Below are 15,308 nucleotides of genomic sequence, written 5' to 3' on the forward strand. Positions count from 1 at the left end.
TGTGTGAAGGCGGGGTTGGATTCGGCGATCGTGCACGCGAGCAAGATCCTGCCGATCGCGCGGTTCGATGAGGAGCAGGTCACCACCGCGCTGGATCTGATCTATGACCGGCGTGCGGAGGGGTATGACCCGCTGCAGAAGTTGATGGCGCTGTTCGAGGGCGTGAACACGCAGTCGTTGAAGGCGGGGCGCGCGGAGGAGCTTTTGGCGCTGCCGTTGGACGAGCGGTTGCAGCGGCGGATCATCGATGGGGAGAAGAACGGCCTGGAGGCCGATCTGGACGAGGCGTTGGTGGCGCGTCCGGCGTTGGAGATCGTCAACGACACCCTGTTGGAGGGGATGAAGGTCGTTGGTGAGTTGTTCGGGTCGGGTCAGATGCAGTTGCCGTTCGTGTTGCAGTCGGCTGAGGTGATGAAGACGGCGGTGGCCTATCTGGAGCCGCACATGGAGAAGACGGACGCGGAGGGCAAGGGCACGATCGTGCTGGCCACGGTCCGCGGCGATGTCCATGACATCGGGAAGAACCTCGTCGACATCATCTTGTCCAACAACGGCTACAACGTGGTCAACATCGGGATCAAGCAGCCGGTGTCGGCGATCTTGGAGGCCGCGGTGGAGCACCGGGCGGACGTGATCGGGATGTCGGGTCTCCTGGTGAAGTCCACGGTGATCATGAAGGAGAACCTCCAGGAGCTGAACCAGCGAAAGCTCGCCGCGGACTACCCCGTCATCCTCGGCGGCGCCGCCCTCACCCGCGCCTACGTCGAACAAGACCTCCACGAGATCTACGAAGGCGAAGTCCGCTACGCCCGCGACGCCTTCGAAGGCCTCCGCCTCATGGACGCCCTCATGGGGATCAAGCGCGGGGTCCCCGGGGTGGAACTCCCGCCCCTCAAGCAACGCCGGGTCGCCAAACGGCCGGCGGCGCCCGAGGTGGAGATCGAGGACGTCCCCGAGCTGGGCTCCGTACGCTCCGACGTCTCGGTCACGAACCCGGTGCCGACGCCGCCGTTCTGGGGGACGCGGGTGGTCAAGGGGATCCCGCTGAAGGACTACGCGTCCTGGCTGGACGAGGGCGCGCTGTTCAAGGGCCAGTGGGGCCTCAAGCAGGCCCGCGCGGGCGGGGCGACGTACGAGGAGCTGGTCGAGAGCGAGGGACGTCCGCGGCTGCGCGGGCTCCTGGACAAGCTCCACACCGAGAACCTGCTGGAAGCGGCCGTGGTCTACGGCTACTTCCCCTGCGTCTCCAAGGGCGACGACCTGATCATCCTGGACGAGCAGGGCAACGAGCGGACCCGCTTCACCTTCCCCCGCCAGCGGCGCGGGCGCCGTCTGTGCCTCGCCGACTTCTTCCGCCCCGAGGAATCCGGCGAGACGGACGTGATCGGCCTCCAGGTCGTCACCGTCGGCTCCAAGATCGGCGAGGCCACCGCCAAGCTGTTCGCCGCCGACGCCTACCGCGACTACCTCGAACTGCACGGCCTGTCCGTCCAGCTCGCCGAAGCCATGGCCGAGTACTGGCACGCCCGGGTCCGCTCCGAGCTCGGCTACGCCGGGGAGGACCCGGACCGGGTCGAGGACATGTTCGACCTCAAGTACCGCGGCGCCCGCTTCTCCCTCGGCTACGGCGCCTGCCCCGACCTGGAGGACCGCGCCAAGATCGCCGACCTCCTCCAGCCCGAACGGATCGGCGTCCACCTCTCCGAGGAGTTCCAGCTCCACCCCGAACAGTCCACCGACGCCATCGTCATCCACCACCCCGAAGCGAAGTACTTCAACGCACGCTGAGCACCACGAGAAAGGAGACAGACATGTCGGCCACACTCACCGCCACCGCCACCGCCGAGCGCCCCCGCACGTCCGCCCCGGCCACGCTCGGCGTCCGGGAACTACTGGCCCAGGGCCGGCAGAGCTTCTCCTTCGAGTTCTTCCCGCCGAAGACGGACGCGGGGGAGCGGGTGCTGTGGAACGCCATCCGCCGGATCGAGTCCTTCGCCCCCTCCTTCGTCTCCGTCACCTACGGCGCCGGCGGCTCCTCCCGCGACCGGACCGTCGAGGTCACCAAGCGCATCGCCGCCGAGACGACCCTGCGCCCGGTCGCCCACCTCACCGCGGTCGGACACTCGGTGGCCGAGCTGCGCCACATCATCGGGCAGTACGCGGACGCGGGCATCCGTGACGTCCTGGCGCTGCGCGGGGACCCGCCCGGCGACCCCAAGGGGGACTGGACGGCGCACCCCGACGGCCTGCACCACGCCCACGAACTGGTCTCGCTCATCCGCCAGTTGGGGGACTTCACGGTCGGCGTGGCGGCGTTCCCCGAGCGCCACCCCCGCTCACCCTCATGGGACGAGGACATCCGCCACTTCGCCGCCAAGTGCCGGGCCGGCGCGGACTACGCCATCACCCAGATGTTCTTCCACGTCGAGGACTACCTCCGGCTGCGCGACCGGCTGTGCTCGGTGGGCTGTCTGACCCCGGTGATCCCCGAGATCATGCCCGCGACCGACTACCGGCAGATCCGGCGCTTCTCCGAACTGAGCGACGCCCGCTTCCCCCAGGCACTCGCCCAGCGCCTCGAAGCGGCCAAGGACCATCCCGCGGACGGCCACCGCATCGGCGTCGAGTACGCCACCCGGATGGCCGAGCGGCTGCTCGCCGAGGGGGCGCCGGGCCTGCACTACATCACCCTCAACAAGTCCACCGCGACTCTAGAGATCCATCAGAACCTGGACCTGGACCCGGACCGGAACGCCCGAGCCACCGCCACCGCCCCAGCCACAACCGCAGCCACCATCATCACGGAGTAGAACCCCATGGACTTCAAGGTCGCAGACCTCTCGCTCGCGGATTTCGGCCGCAAGGAGATCACCCTGGCCGAGCACGAGATGCCCGGTCTGATGTCGATCCGCAAGGAGTACGCCCCCTCGCAGCCGCTCGCGGGCGCCCGCATCACCGGCTCCCTGCACATGACCGTGCAGACCGCGGTGTTGATCGAGACCCTCGTCGCGCTCGGGGCGGAGGTGCGCTGGGTGTCCTGCAACATCTACTCCACCCAGGACCACGCCGCCGCGGCCGTCGCGGTCGGCCCGACCGGCACCCAGGAGAACCCGGCGGGCATACCGGTCTTCGCCTGGAAGGGCGAGACCCTGGAGGAGTACTGGTGGTGCACGGAGCAGGCGCTGATCTGGCCGGGCCACTCCGGGCCGAACATGATCCTCGACGACGGCGGTGACGCCACCCTCCTCGTCCACAAGGGCGTCGAGTTCGCGAAGGCCGGCGCGGTGCCCGACCCCTCGACGGCCGACAACGAGGAACTGCGCCTGGTCTTCGAGCTGCTCGGGCGCAGCACGATCGACTGGCCGTCCCTCGCGGCCGAGGTCCGCGGGGTCTCCGAGGAGACCACCACGGGCGTCCACCGCCTCTACGAGATGCACCGGGAGGGCGCCCTGCTCTTCCCGGCGATCAATGTGAACGACGCGGTGACGAAGTCGAAGTTCGACAACAAGTACGGCTGCCGGCACTCGCTGATCGACGGCATCAACCGTGCCACCGATGTCCTCATCGGTGGCAAGACGGCGGTCGTCTTCGGCTACGGCGACGTCGGCAAGGGGTCCGCCGAGTCGCTGCGCGGCCAGGGTGCCCGTGTCATCGTCACCGAGATCGACCCGATCTGCGCCCTCCAGGCGGCGATGGACGGCTACCAGGTCGCGACGCTGGACGACGTCGTCGAGACGGCCGACATCTTCATCACCACCACGGGCAACAAGGACATCATCATGGCCGCGGACATGGCCAAGATGAAGCACCAGGCGATCGTGGGCAACATCGGTCACTTCGACAACGAGATCGACATGGCCGGTCTCGCGAAGATCGAGGGCATCGTCAAGGACGAGGTCAAGCCGCAGGTCCACACCTGGAGGTTCCCCGACGGCAAGGTCCTGATCGTGCTGTCGGAGGGTCGTCTGCTGAACCTGGGCAACGCCACCGGTCACCCGTCCTTCGTGATGTCGAACTCCTTCGCGGACCAGACGCTGGCCCAGATCGAGCTCTTCACCAAGCCCGAGGAGTACCCGATCGACGTCTACGTGCTGCCCAAGCACCTGGACGAGAAGGTCGCCCGCCTCCACCTGGCCGCCCTCGGCGTCAAGCTCACCACCCTGCGCCCGGAGCAGGCCTCCTACATCGGCGTGGACGTGAACGGCCCGTACAAGCCGGACCACTACCGCTACTGATCCCTCCGGGCGCGCGACAGGCGTACGGGCAGCCGAACAGAATCCGCCACCGGCCCTTGAAGGACGCTCAAGGGCCGGTGGAAACGCCATGGCCGGGGGTCCCGGGGGATGCCACGATCGGATGTCCGAGCCGAGGGCAGGCACCTCCCCGACCACCACCGAAGGACGCATTCATGAACCCCAATCCGGCCGGTAGCCCGAACCAGTACCAGCAGCAGCCACCGCACCAGGCGTACCCGGGCCAGCCCGTACCGGCGGCGGCCGGCGAGCGCGGTAAGTTCGCCACCGTCGTACTGCTCGTCTCGACCGTCCTGATCGGCCTGATGGCGGGTCTGTTCTTCGCCTTCGACGTCTCGGTGATGCCGGGTCTGGCCAAGGCCGACGACCGGACGTACGTCACGGCGATGCAGAACTTCAACTCGGTCATCGACGGCAGCCCCGTCTTCGGCATGGCCTTCATGCTCGCGCTCGTGGCGGTCGTCGTCTCGGCGATCGTGGAGTTCCGCAAGGGCCGCCGCAACGTGGCGATCTGGGTGGCCGCGGCGGCCGTCGCCTACTTCGTCGTCCTCCTGATCACCTTCAGCGTCAACATCCCGCTGAACAACGAGCTCAAGGATGCCGGCGACGCCGCGAAGATGACCGACTTCTCGATCGTCGAGAAGTTCAAGACCACCTGGGTCTCGACGAACATCGTCCGCACCCTGCTGTGCACGGTCGCCCTCACGGCCCTCTCCCGGGCCCTGATCCTCTTCGGCCGCGCCACCCGCTCGACCACCCGCTGAACCACCGCACACGAAAGTGCCCCGGCCGGGACCGTCGGCCGGGGCACTTCCGCGTGTGGTGCGGGGGTACGTACGTACCTCAGGCGGTGGCGGTTCCGTGCAGCACCAGCGCCCAGGCCAGGAAGCCCAGCGCCGCCGTGCACAGCAGCGTGCGCCACACGTTGGCGCGGGCCCAGGGCCCCTCGAAGGCGCGGCGCACGGCGCCCGGGTCGGCGATCCGCTCGACCGGGCCGGCCTTCTCCAGCGCGTTGTTCAGCGGGATGTTCACCCGGTTCGTCACGCCCATGGACAGGATGTAGCAGGCCAGTGCCCCGATCAGCGGCACGAGCAGGTCGTGCCCGTCGGAGGGGACGTGCAGCCCCAGGGCCAGCGCGGTGAAGAGGAAGGCGCCGATGTAGCCGAGGACGAACCAGCCGTTGAGGATGGCCACGTTGATCCGCTGCATGACCGTGATGAGCGTCCGGTCGTCGGAGCGCTTGAGGCCCGGCATCACCGCCACGGCGAAGCCGTAGAACAGCCCGCTGACCAGTCCCATGGTGACGGTGGCGGCGATGAGCGAGGCCAGACGGGCTGTCTCCACGTGGTTTCCCCCTGCTCGTGGTCATCGACAGGTCATCAGATCGTCAAGTCACGGCGATCATACGGGTGCGGACCGCCCCGGCGGCGTGCGGTTCCAGCGGTCCTCGACCGTTCCTCGATCCCGCCGCGGCCCCACCGCGGCCCCACCTTGATCCGGGCCGCCGCGCGCTACCGGGGAGGCGCGCTCGTCGCCGGCGGCGGGACCTCCCCGACCATGGCCTCGGCCGGGCTGCCCACGATCAGGGTCACCGGGATCCCGCCGCCCGCGGCCCGCTCCAGCCGGGACTTGAACTCCGTGGAGGCGACCCCCTCGGGGCTCGTCTCCACGGTGACCCCGCCCGCGTCCCGGCTCGGGTGGACGGAGTGGACGGGCAGCGCGTCGCGCAGGCGGATGATCCGCTGGGCCGCGGCCACCAGGGTCTTGCGCGTGAAGCGGGCGAGGTAGAGGTCGGCGCGGGCCGGATCGGCCTGCGGGTCCGCCCGGTGCGCGGCCTCGACCAGGCGGCGGCCCCGGGCCAGGTCGGTCACGCAGAGCGTCACCCGGCCGGGCGGTGCGTCGGTGACGTGGGTGGAGTAGACGTCGGCGAACGCGCCCCGGCCCTGCTCCCCGACGGCCTGCGAAAGGCGCGCCCCCTCCGGGGTGTTGGCGGGCGTCCCGTCGATGACGGTCGGCGCCGCCTGCCCGGTGCCCGGTCCGGGGGCGGGGGCGGGGCAGGCGGCGGCGCCGCGGTCGGGACCGCTGCCGCCACCGTCTCCGGTCGTGGTCGTCGTCCCGCAGCCGGTGAGCAGCGCGGCGGTGGCGAGGGCGGCGGCCAGGGCGGTCGCTGCGGTCACTGCGGTCGTTCGGGTGGAGCGCGCGGTGGTACGGCGCATCGTCTCGATCCCCTTCGGAACACGGCGGTGGTCGGCACGGGAGGGACGTGCCGAACGGGCCGCCGGTTCCGCGGGTGCGTTACGTGACGGTGCGTCAGGCCGCGGCGCCGCTGTCGACCGCCGGGGAGCTGCCGAGGGCCTTCACCGCTTGGTAGTAGGTCCACGCCGTGGAATCGCACGAGCCCTTCTTCACGCCCGAGTAGGCGGAGCAGACCCGCTTGAGGTCCGCGTACAAGGCGTCGTCGAGCCGCGACTTGTTCGCGCCGAAGGTGCCCGCCGCCTTGTAGTTGCGGTAGCCGAAGTCGTGGCGCGCGCAGGCCGTCTTGAAGGGGAATCCGAACGGATTGTCGGGGGAGGAGGAGCAGTAGTCCGTGGACCAGTCGAAGCCGTACGCCGCCCAGGCGCCCTGGTTGCCGCGCGCCGACAGCCACGCGTTGTAGCTCGCCGAACTGGTCTGCGTCCAACTGCTCAGCACCTGCGGCTTGTCGGCCGGAGCGGCGACGGCCGACCCCGCGAAGGCGACGAGCGCGGTGACGGCGGTGACGGCGGGAACGAGCGCGGCGGTGAGTCTACGGCGCATCAGGAGCCTCCGGAGGAAGGGGGGCGCGCCGGGGGGAGCGTGGCGCGGGTCCTCAGGATGTACGGCCGGGATAAAGGGCCGGCATCGTCCGGCTGGACGGCCGGCGGATGCCCGGCGGATGCACGGCCACGCGCCGGGCTCCCGTCCTCGGAGGGGCGGGGGTCCGGCGCGTTGGGGGTGCGTGTCGTGCCGTCAGCCGGCGGTGGTCGCCGGGCTATCGGCTAGCGGCCCCTCTTGCCCCAGGACTGGCTGTCGAGGATGCGCTTGTGGTCGTTGCGCAGGGTGGCCGCGTCGCGCTTGTCCCAGATGTAGTCGGTGCGGTTCTGGTAGACGTCGTGGGCGGTGTTCTTGCCCTTGCCCGTGTGCACCTTGACGCTGGAGTGACCGGCGAGCGTCAGGTTGTGGAAGCGGTAGGTGTTGCCCTGCTTGTCCGCGAGGGTGTAACCGCGCAGGTTGACGGGCTTCTTGCCGGTGTTCTTCACCTCGACCCACTCGCCGTTGAGGCTGCGGTTGGAGCGGTCGTCGCGCCCGGGGCTGTCGTACCGCACCTCGCCGATCATGACGGTGGAGTGCTTGCCCGTGCCGTGGCCGCGGTCGTGGTCGTGACCACCGGAGGCGGCCGCGGCCGGGAGGGCGGCGGCGCCGACGACGGCGACGCAGGCCACGACGGTCGCGAGGGCGCGGCGGGTGATGAGAGAAGCAGACATGGAGCTGTCACCTCAAGGACGTGCGGGTCCCCGGCTTGCTGCCGGGGACCACACTCTGTCGTGCCCGGCCTGGTGTTTTCTGGCAAAACGCCCAAGATTACCGAATCGGGACAAATGGCCAATTTCATATGATGAGGCGCTCATGAGGCTTCGGGTCAGCAGATCGGGCGGCGGCCCGTGTCGCGGGCGGCTTCCTCCATCGCCGCTACCGGGGGCGGGAGTTGCGGCACCGGGGCGTCGAGCGGCACCAGCCGGCCCGCCCGCCCCGGTTGTACCGCGGCCCCGCCCTTCGCGGCGACCCGGCCCGTGGGCGCGGCTTCCAGCGTGCCGAGCGCGGCGACGTACGCGGGGAAGCTCTCCACGTCCCGCCGGTGGCGCACCGCGTCCCGGAAGCCGGCGAGCGCCGGGTAACCGTCCTGCCCGGTCAGCGTGTACGACGTGGTCACCACCCGGTACACCCCCTCCGGCCGCAGCGCCGCGCCCCCGATCAGCACGTCGGCCGGCGCGACCCGGTTCCCGACGGACCCCGCCGGATCGAAGGAGTAGCGGACGTTGGCCGACACCGCGAGCGGCGCGTAGGTCAGGGCGCCCCGCGCGTCCACCGCCCACTGCTGTTCCAGCGCGTCGTGCAGCTGCGCCCCGCTCACCGACGCCGTGACCAGCGGGTTCCCGTACCCCACCGCCCACCAGGCCCGTTCGAAGGTGACCGCGTCCTGGCCCGGCGCCGCCACCAGGTCGGTGTTGATCACGCTGCGGCCCAGCCGTGGCGCGAGCGCGATCAGCGCCAGGTCCGCGGGCGCGGGATCGGGCCGCGGGCTGGTGTCGAAGGGGTCGGGCGCCTGCGCGGCCGCCCACAGCGCCCAATCGGCCACCAGGTTCCCCATGGTGCTCTCCCCGACCGCCGAGAGCCGGCGCTGGAAGGGGGTCCGCTGGCGCCCGATGGTCCGGCCGGCCCGTTCGCGCGCGTACCCGGCCCAGTGGTCCACCACGTCCCGCAGGATCGGATGGGCGGGCACGTCCCGGGTGTTGGGGTGGTTGGTCGAGGTGGTCAGCTCGCGCACCACCGCGCCCGTCGTCGGATCGAGCCGCAGGGTGATCTCGTTGACGATCTGCCCGTGACAGCCCGCCTCCACGAAGGGCCGCGGCCGCCCGGTCGGGTCCGGCAGCATCATCGTGAAGGCCCGGTGCCAGTGCCCGGTGACGATCGCGTCGATGTCCGCCGACACCCGCAGCGCCAGCTCGTACGCCGGACCGCTCGGCGCGGTCCCCGCGTCGAAGGCGTCCCCGGCCACCGCCCCGTCGTGCATGCTCAGCACGATCGCGTTGACCCCCTGCGCCTTCAGCAGCGCCGCGCACCGGTTCGCGGCGGCCACCTCGTCCGAGGTCCGCAGCCCGGGCTGGAAGGAGTTCGGGAAGCCCTCGGTGCCGAGCGCCGTCAGGTGGACGAAGCCGACGGGCAGTCGCCGCCCGCCCGGCGCGTCCACCCACTCGACGTGGTACGGGGGCAGTACGGCGACCCCTTCCGTGCCGTCCCGCCCGGTCGTCGTCACGTTCGTGCTGTAGTAGCGGAAGTCGGCGCCGTGGAAGGGCAGTCCGGCCGAGTCGGGGAAGCTGTGGGTGACCCCCGCCCCGTCGAGCCCGGCGTCCGCGCCCCGCTCCATGTGCCGCGTCAGGAAGCCGGGCGTGCGGTCGAACTCGTGGTTCCCGGCGGTCGCGAAGTCCAGGCCCAGCCGGTTCAGCGCCTCGATGGTCGGCTCGTCCGACAGGCTGAAGGCGGGGAACTCCCACCCCGAGAACAGGTCGCCCGGGGCGAAGAAGAAGGAGTTCGTCCGATCGGCCCGCAGCCGCTCCAGATGGGTGGCCATGTAGGCGACCCCGCCGACGGTGTACGTCGCCCCGTCCGCCCCCGCGATCACCGCGTCCCGGGCCGGGGGCGCGCCCAAGTAGCCGTGCAGATCGGTGATGTTGAGCAGCTGTACGTCGACGTAGCCGGCCGCGCTGGTGGTGTCGAGCCCCGCCGCGCTGCCCGCGACCGCGGTCCCGGTGAGCGCCTTGACCCCCACCGCCCCGGCGGCCGTCAGGAACCGCCGCCTGCCCAGAACCGCGCCCGCCATCGCCCCGTCCCCTTCCGGCCGTCCACCGCCCCCCTTCACAACGGGCGGCGGCGGCGACCGTCACGCTCCTATCGGGTCCGGGGCGAGGCCGTCCGCGACCAGGCCCGCCAGTACGGCACGCCCCAGCGTCTGCACCGCCGACTGCGGCCGGACCATCACGGTGAACTCCTTGATCCGCTCCTGCTCGTCCAGGTGCACCAGGTCGATCCCGTGGATCTCCTTGCCCTCCACGGTCGCCCGGAAGACCAGCACCGCCGCCGGGGCCTCGGAGCCGTCGACGCTCGTCTCGCCGGCTCCGTCGAGCCGCCCGACGTAACGGAAGTCCTCGAAGGTCCGCAGCAGCACCCCGAAGAGCCCCAGCACGGCGGGCCGGCCCTCGAAGGGAGTGAACTTCACCGGGCTGTAGAGCCGCACGTCCTCGGTGAACAGGTCCTCCAGCGCGGCGAGGTCACGGCGGTCGACGGCGGTGCGGAAGCGGTCCACGGTGCTGATGGCGTCGCTCATGGTCGTCGCTCTCCTTCATGGTTAATCGCGAATCTGATTACTCAATTTCTTGACTATGATGGCGCAGGGATCCACCCGTGACCAGAGCAGAGGGAGGAGGTGGCCCGATGGCACTGCGCCACGCCGTACTGGCGGCGCTGCTCGACGAGGAGCTGAGCGGCTACCAGCTGGCCAAGGCGTTCGACATGGGGGTGGCGAACTTCTGGCACGCCCTCCCCCAGCAGCTCTACGTCGAACTCGCCAAGCTGGAACAGGAGGGCCTGATCGCGGGCCGCGAGGTCGTCCAGGACACCCGCCCCAACAAGCGGCTGTTCCGGGTCACCCCCGTCGGTCTCGCCGAGCTGGACCGCTTCACCGCCGCCGCCACCAAGCCGTCCTTCATGCGCGACGACCTCGTCGTCAAGGTCCAGGCAGCCGACCACGTCGACGCCGCGGCCCTGATCACCCAGCTCACCGAGCGGGCCATCTTCGCCACCGCCAAGATCGAGCTCTTCGAGGCGATGCTGTGGAAGATGCGCGGCGAGCGCACCGAGGAGGAGTTCCTGCGCCACGGCGAGCGCATCGGCCCGTACCTGACCTGCCTGCGCGGCCTCGACTTCGAGCGCGCCAACCGGGACTGGTACGAGCGCACCATCACGGTCCTGCGCGAAAGGCGGCCCGACCATGGCTGAGGCATCCCCCCTGCGCTACGTGGCGCTCGGCGACAGCCAGACCGAAGGGCTCGGCGACGGCGACGACACCACCGGCCTGCGCGGCTGCGCCGACCGCCTCGCCGAGCGACTGGCCCTGCACCACCCCGGCGTCCTCTACGCCAACCTCGCCGTGCGCGGCCGCCTCGCGGGCCAGGTCAGGGAGGGGCAGCTGGCACCCGCCCTCGCGCTGCGCCCCGACCTGGCCACGGTCGTCGCCGGGGTCAACGACCTGCTGCGGCCCCGCTTCGACCCGGACGAGACCGCCGCCCACCTGGAGGCCATGTTCGCGGCGCTCACCGGTGCGGGCGCCCGGGTCGCGACCGTCACCTTCCCCGACATAGGCCGGCTCGTCCCGCTCGCCCGCCCGCTCGGCTCCCGCGTCACCGCCCTCAACGCCCGGATCCGGCTGGCCGCCGACCGGCACGGGGTGGCCCTCGCCGACACCGCCCGGCACCCCGTGGTCACCGATCCCCGGTTGTGGAGCGAGGACCGGCTGCACGCGAGCCCGCGCGGCCACGCGCTCATCGCCGACTCCGTGGCCCACGCCCTCGGCCTACCGGGCGCCGACGACTCCTGGACCCGCCCCCTGCCGGGCCCCGGAGCGGCCCCCCGCACCGTGGCCGGCGAACTGCGCTGGGCCAACGCCTTCTTGAGCCCGTGGCTCGCCCGCCGCGTCCGCGGCCGCTCCTCCGGCACGGACCGCACCGCGAAGCGCCCGGCCCTCCTCCCGGTGTCCCTCGCGGTCCCGGCCCCCGCCGACGACAGATCGGTCAGGAATCGAGAAGCGCGCGGAGCGCGGCGGGCCTAGCCTGCCCACCATGGACATCACCATTCACACGACCTCCCTCCCGCACGAGGACCCGGACGCGTCGCTCGCCTTCTACCGCGACGTCCTCGGCTTCGAGGTCCGCAGCGACGTCGGGCAGGGCAGGATGCGCTGGATCACGGTCGGCCCGGTCGGGCAGCCGGGCACGTCGATCCTCCTGGCGCCGCCCGCCGTCGACCCCGGGATCACCGAGGCCGAGCGCCGCACGATCACCGAGATGATGGCCAAGGGCACCTACGGCTGGATCCTGCTGGCCACCCCGAACCTCGACGCCCTGTTCGAGAAGGTGCAGGCCGCCGACGCCGAGGTCGTCCAGGAGCCGACCGACCAGCCGTACGGCATCCGCGACTGTGCCTTCCGCGACCCCGCGGGCAACCTCGTCCGCATCCAGCAGCAGCGCTGAGCCACGCCGGTGTTCCACGCAGGACCGGACCCGGGGGAGGGTTCCATGTGCCAGTCCGAATGGCGGCGTGCGCGCGTCGAGGCGCAGCGCCTGGCCGACTTCGCGCGGCTGCGCCGCGTCCGCGACCGGATCGACAGGCAGTACGCGCGACCGCTGGACGTGGTGGCGCTCGCCCACGACGTCCAGCTGCCCGCCGGGCAGCTGAGCCGGCAGTTCCGGGCCGCCTACGGCGAGTCCCCGTACGCGTACCTGATGACGCGTCGCATCGAGCGGGCGACCGCGCTGCTGCGCCGGGGCGACCTCACCGTCACCGCGGTCCGCTCCGCGGTCGGCTGCGCCTCGCCGGGCACCTTCACCGCCCGCTTCACCGAGCTGGTCGGCGTGCCGCCCGAGACCTTCCGGAGCCGGGGGCCGGGGGGCGACGCCCGCGTGCGTGGCGCAGCAGGTCTGGGGGATCGGGGATCGGTCAGGATTCGAGAAGCCCCGGCGGCCTCCCGAGCCCTAGCGTGAGGGACATGGCAACCACCGCTTCCACCGCAGCCCACTCGTCCGTCACGTCGGTCACCCTTGAGGTGGCCGACCCCGAGGCCGCCCGCCGCTTCTACAGCGCCTTCGGCGTGGAGTCGTACGTCCGCCTGCGGGCGTCCGACGCGCACTCCACCGGATTCCGCGGCTTCACCCTGGCGCTCACGGTGTCCGGGCCGGCCACCGTCGACGGCTTCGTGGGCGACGCCGTGGCCGCCGGCGCCACGGTGCTGAAGCCCGCCGCGAAGTCGCTGTGGGGCTACAGTGGCGTCGTCCGGGCGCCGGACGGGACGATCTGGAAGATCGCGACCTCGGCGAAGAAGGACACCGGCCCCGCCACCCGCGAGATCGACGACATCGTCCTGCTGGTCGGCGTCGAGGCCGTGAAGGCCACCAAGCAGTTCTACGTCGACCGGGGCCTGACGGTGACCAAGAGCTTCGGCGGCAAGTACGTCGAGTTCGCCGCCGGCGACTCCCACCCGGTCAAGATGGCGCTGTACAAGCGCCGCGCCCTGGCCAAGGAGGTCGGCGTCCCCGTCGACGGCACCGGCTCGCACCGCCTCGTCCTCGGCAGCACCGCCGAGCCCTGCACCGACCTGGACGGCTTCGTCTGGGAGTCCGCCGCGTAGCGACGTCGCCCGCCCACCCCTCCACCCCGTACGAGAGGAACCGTCATGCCGTCCACGAAGTCGCCCGCCGAGGTCTCCGCGGAAGCCTCCACCACCGAGAAGTACGACGGGTTCACCGCCGAGGAGCGGGCCGCGATGAAGGACCACGCCCGCGAGGAGAAGAAGGCGACCGCTCGGCGCGGCTCGTCCCGGGCGGAGAAGGCGGCGGCGGAGGCGCGGGACGTGCTCGCGAAGATCGCCGAGATGCCGGAGGCCGACCGCGTCCTCGCCGAGCGGATCCACGAGATCGTCACGACCGCCGCCCCGGACCTCGCGCCCAAGCTCTGGTACGGGATGCCCGCGTACGCCAGGGACGGCAAGGTGGTCTGCCACTTCCAGAGCGCGGAGAAGTTCAAGTCGAGGTACGCCACGCTCGGCTTCAGCGACCAGGCGGCCCTCGACGACGGCGCTTTGTGGGCGACGTCCTACGCCGTGCGGGAGCTGACCGCGGCCGACGAGGAGCGCATCGGCGCCCTCGTCAAGAAGGCGGTCAGCTGATCGACGGGCGCTACGCCCCGCGCGCGGCGTCGTGCGCCGTCAGGGCGGCCGCCAGTCTGCGGGCGTCGGCCGGGTCGGTGGCGTCGTGGCCGGTCAGCAGGTGGATCCGGCCCAGGCGGTAGGTCAGGGTGTTGCGGTGCACGGTCAGGGCGTCGGCGGCTTCCGCGCGCCGGTAGCCCGCCGCGATGAACTCCCGCAGGGTCTCCAGCAGATGGGGTTGGTCCGCCAGCGGCTCCAGGGTCCGGGCCAGGGCGTCGCGGGCCGGTCCCGGCTGGACGAGCTGGTACTCCACGGCCAGGTCGGCGAGCCGGTACAGACCGGGTGCCCGCCCCAGGACCTCGGCCAGCGCGAGCACCTCGCCGGCCTCCGTGTGCGCCCGCTCGACGGCCGCGTGCTCCCGCGCGAGGGCGGCCGCCGCGATGCAGGGCAGCCCGGTCGCCGCGTCGAGCCGCGCGAGCAGCCGGCGCGCCGCGCACGGCGGCGACTGCCCCTTGCCGCGCCGCACCGCCCCGTCCCCGCCGCCCCCGCCGTCCTGCGCCAGCGGTACGAGCAGCACCCCGCCCTCGCCCTTGAGCGTGGCCAGCACCTCCGGGTCGCGGTCGAGCTCGCCGCGTACGGCGCGCAGCACGCCCGCGGCGGCGCCGCCCGGGGCGTCGGGCAGCCGGAAGACCACCACGTCGTAGCGCTCCGCGAGCGTGCGCCCGTACCGCTCCGCCGCCCGGCGGGCCGGACGCCCGGCGAGCAGGACGTCGGCCAGGTTCCGGCCGTGCTCGCGCTGCTCCCAGTCCAGGTCGGCCTGTTCGCGCACGTACGCCTCGGCCACCTTGGGCATCACCTCGCCGAGGAAGTCGAGCAGCCGGGTCCCCAGCAGGTACGGGTCGATCCCGGTGCCCGCGTCCGCCGCCGCGGCCAGCGCCAGCTTCCAGGCCCGGCCCGCGCCCAGCGAGTACACCCGTAGCACCGCCTCCAGCGGCACCCCGTCGCGCGCCCGCTCGGCGCCCCACGCGACCGGCGCGGCCAGCTCCGGCGCGGCCGGGAGCCGGCCCTCGGCGAGGGTGGTGAGGAAGAGCCGCAGCACGGCCTCGGTGTTGGCGAGCAGCTCCCCGGCGATGAGGCTGTCGGGCAGCAGCCGGTAGGCGGGTATCTCGGCGGTCAGGTGGGCGACGGTCGCCGCGGCGATCTCCCCGACCCTGGGCAGCAGCGCGGCGGTGAATCCGGACTCGTCCATGCGCGCATTGTCACCGTGCACAAACGCGGGCGGAAGCTTTCTGCGCGTACCGCCAGGGGACACGGGGGTGCGGCCGGAGCATTCTGTGCGGTGC

17 protein-coding genes are annotated in these 15,308 nt (G+C 71.8%); 10 read left to right on the plus strand and 7 right to left on the minus strand.

What is annotated here, in order from left to right:
• From ACZ4UB_RS25920 to ACZ4UB_RS25935, 4 genes are all read left to right on the plus strand, one after another.
• On the plus strand, positions 1 to 1,788 hold a 1,788-nt coding region (locus tag ACZ4UB_RS25920), incomplete at its 5' end, for a vitamin B12 dependent-methionine synthase activation domain-containing protein (RefSeq protein WP_468073561.1).
• 23 nt (positions 1,789 to 1,811) lie between these two features.
• The gene (gene metF / locus ACZ4UB_RS25925) at positions 1,812 to 2,810 is read left to right on the plus strand and encodes a methylenetetrahydrofolate reductase [NAD(P)H] (protein ID WP_468073563.1); all 999 of its coding nucleotides are present in this window, start codon (positions 1,812 to 1,814) and stop codon (positions 2,808 to 2,810) included.
• A 6-nt stretch (positions 2,811 to 2,816) separates the two neighbouring features.
• Positions 2,817 to 4,235 (plus strand): adenosylhomocysteinase, encoded by a 1,419-nt coding sequence (ahcY, locus tag ACZ4UB_RS25930; protein WP_468073565.1) that lies wholly within the window; start codon positions 2,817 to 2,819, stop codon positions 4,233 to 4,235.
• A 173-nt stretch (positions 4,236 to 4,408) separates the two neighbouring features.
• Positions 4,409 to 5,017, plus strand: coding sequence for an anthrone oxygenase family protein (locus ACZ4UB_RS25935; protein ID WP_468073567.1), 609 nt, complete (start codon positions 4,409 to 4,411; stop codon positions 5,015 to 5,017).
• A gap of 79 nt (positions 5,018 to 5,096) precedes the next feature.
• Here the strand turns inward: ACZ4UB_RS25935 and ACZ4UB_RS25940 are convergent, their stop codons facing one another.
• The 6 genes from ACZ4UB_RS25940 to ACZ4UB_RS25965 all read right to left on the minus strand — a co-directional run bounded on the left by ACZ4UB_RS25940 (position 5,097) and on the right by ACZ4UB_RS25965 (position 10,374).
• On the minus strand, positions 5,097 to 5,597 hold the full coding sequence (locus ACZ4UB_RS25940; protein ID WP_468073569.1) for an anthrone oxygenase family protein: 501 nt from the start codon (positions 5,595 to 5,597) through the stop codon (positions 5,097 to 5,099).
• 167 nt (positions 5,598 to 5,764) lie between these two features.
• Positions 5,765 to 6,469: a hypothetical protein gene (locus tag ACZ4UB_RS25945; protein WP_468073571.1), complete on the minus strand. Its 705-nt coding sequence runs from the start codon at positions 6,467 to 6,469 to the stop codon at positions 5,765 to 5,767.
• 94 nt (positions 6,470 to 6,563) lie between these two features.
• On the minus strand, positions 6,564 to 7,049 hold the full coding sequence (locus ACZ4UB_RS25950) for a phospholipase (protein WP_468073573.1): 486 nt from the start codon (positions 7,047 to 7,049) through the stop codon (positions 6,564 to 6,566).
• 221 nt (positions 7,050 to 7,270) lie between these two features.
• Positions 7,271 to 7,756 (minus strand): lamin tail domain-containing protein, encoded by a 486-nt coding sequence (locus ACZ4UB_RS25955; protein ID WP_468073575.1) that lies wholly within the window; start codon positions 7,754 to 7,756, stop codon positions 7,271 to 7,273.
• A 155-nt stretch (positions 7,757 to 7,911) separates the two neighbouring features.
• Positions 7,912 to 9,870, minus strand: coding sequence for a bifunctional metallophosphatase/5'-nucleotidase (locus ACZ4UB_RS25960; protein ID WP_468073577.1), 1,959 nt, complete (start codon positions 9,868 to 9,870; stop codon positions 7,912 to 7,914).
• Positions 9,871 to 9,930: 60 nt separating this feature from the next.
• Positions 9,931 to 10,374 (minus strand): nuclear transport factor 2 family protein, encoded by a 444-nt coding sequence (locus ACZ4UB_RS25965; protein ID WP_468073579.1) that lies wholly within the window; start codon positions 10,372 to 10,374, stop codon positions 9,931 to 9,933.
• A gap of 107 nt (positions 10,375 to 10,481) precedes the next feature.
• On the opposite strand from ACZ4UB_RS25965, the gene ACZ4UB_RS25970 reads away from it, so the two are divergent.
• The 6 genes from ACZ4UB_RS25970 to ACZ4UB_RS25995 are packed head-to-tail and all read left to right on the plus strand — an operon-like array spanning position 10,482 to position 13,986.
• Entirely contained in the window at positions 10,482 to 11,045 is a 564-nt protein-coding gene (locus ACZ4UB_RS25970) for a PadR family transcriptional regulator (protein ID WP_468073581.1), read from the plus strand.
• On the plus strand, positions 11,038 to 11,874 hold the full coding sequence (locus ACZ4UB_RS25975) for an SGNH/GDSL hydrolase family protein (RefSeq protein ID WP_468073583.1): 837 nt from the start codon (positions 11,038 to 11,040) through the stop codon (positions 11,872 to 11,874). Before ACZ4UB_RS25970 ends, ACZ4UB_RS25975 begins: the two co-directional genes overlap by 8 nt.
• 10 nt (positions 11,875 to 11,884) lie before the next feature.
• The gene (locus ACZ4UB_RS25980) at positions 11,885 to 12,295 is read left to right on the plus strand and encodes a VOC family protein (protein WP_468073585.1); all 411 of its coding nucleotides are present in this window, start codon (positions 11,885 to 11,887) and stop codon (positions 12,293 to 12,295) included.
• A 45-nt stretch (positions 12,296 to 12,340) separates the two neighbouring features.
• Entirely contained in the window at positions 12,341 to 12,805 is a 465-nt protein-coding gene (locus ACZ4UB_RS25985; protein WP_468073588.1) for a helix-turn-helix transcriptional regulator, read from the plus strand.
• Positions 12,806 to 12,810: 5 nt separating this feature from the next.
• The gene (locus tag ACZ4UB_RS25990; protein WP_468073590.1) at positions 12,811 to 13,449 is read left to right on the plus strand and encodes a glyoxalase; all 639 of its coding nucleotides are present in this window, start codon (positions 12,811 to 12,813) and stop codon (positions 13,447 to 13,449) included.
• 45 nt (positions 13,450 to 13,494) lie between these two features.
• Complete coding sequence (locus ACZ4UB_RS25995; protein WP_468073592.1) at positions 13,495 to 13,986, plus strand: iron chaperone; 492 nt, start codon at positions 13,495 to 13,497, stop codon at positions 13,984 to 13,986.
• Between the two features lie 10 nt (positions 13,987 to 13,996).
• Here ACZ4UB_RS25995 and ACZ4UB_RS26000 read toward each other — a convergent pair whose 3' ends face one another.
• Positions 13,997 to 15,214, minus strand: a complete 1,218-nt coding sequence (locus ACZ4UB_RS26000; protein WP_468073594.1) for a PucR family transcriptional regulator — start codon at positions 15,212 to 15,214, stop codon at positions 13,997 to 13,999.
• Positions 15,215 to 15,308: the final 94 nt, after the last annotated feature.

This window comes from Streptomyces sp. NPDC028419 (assembly GCF_055565515.1).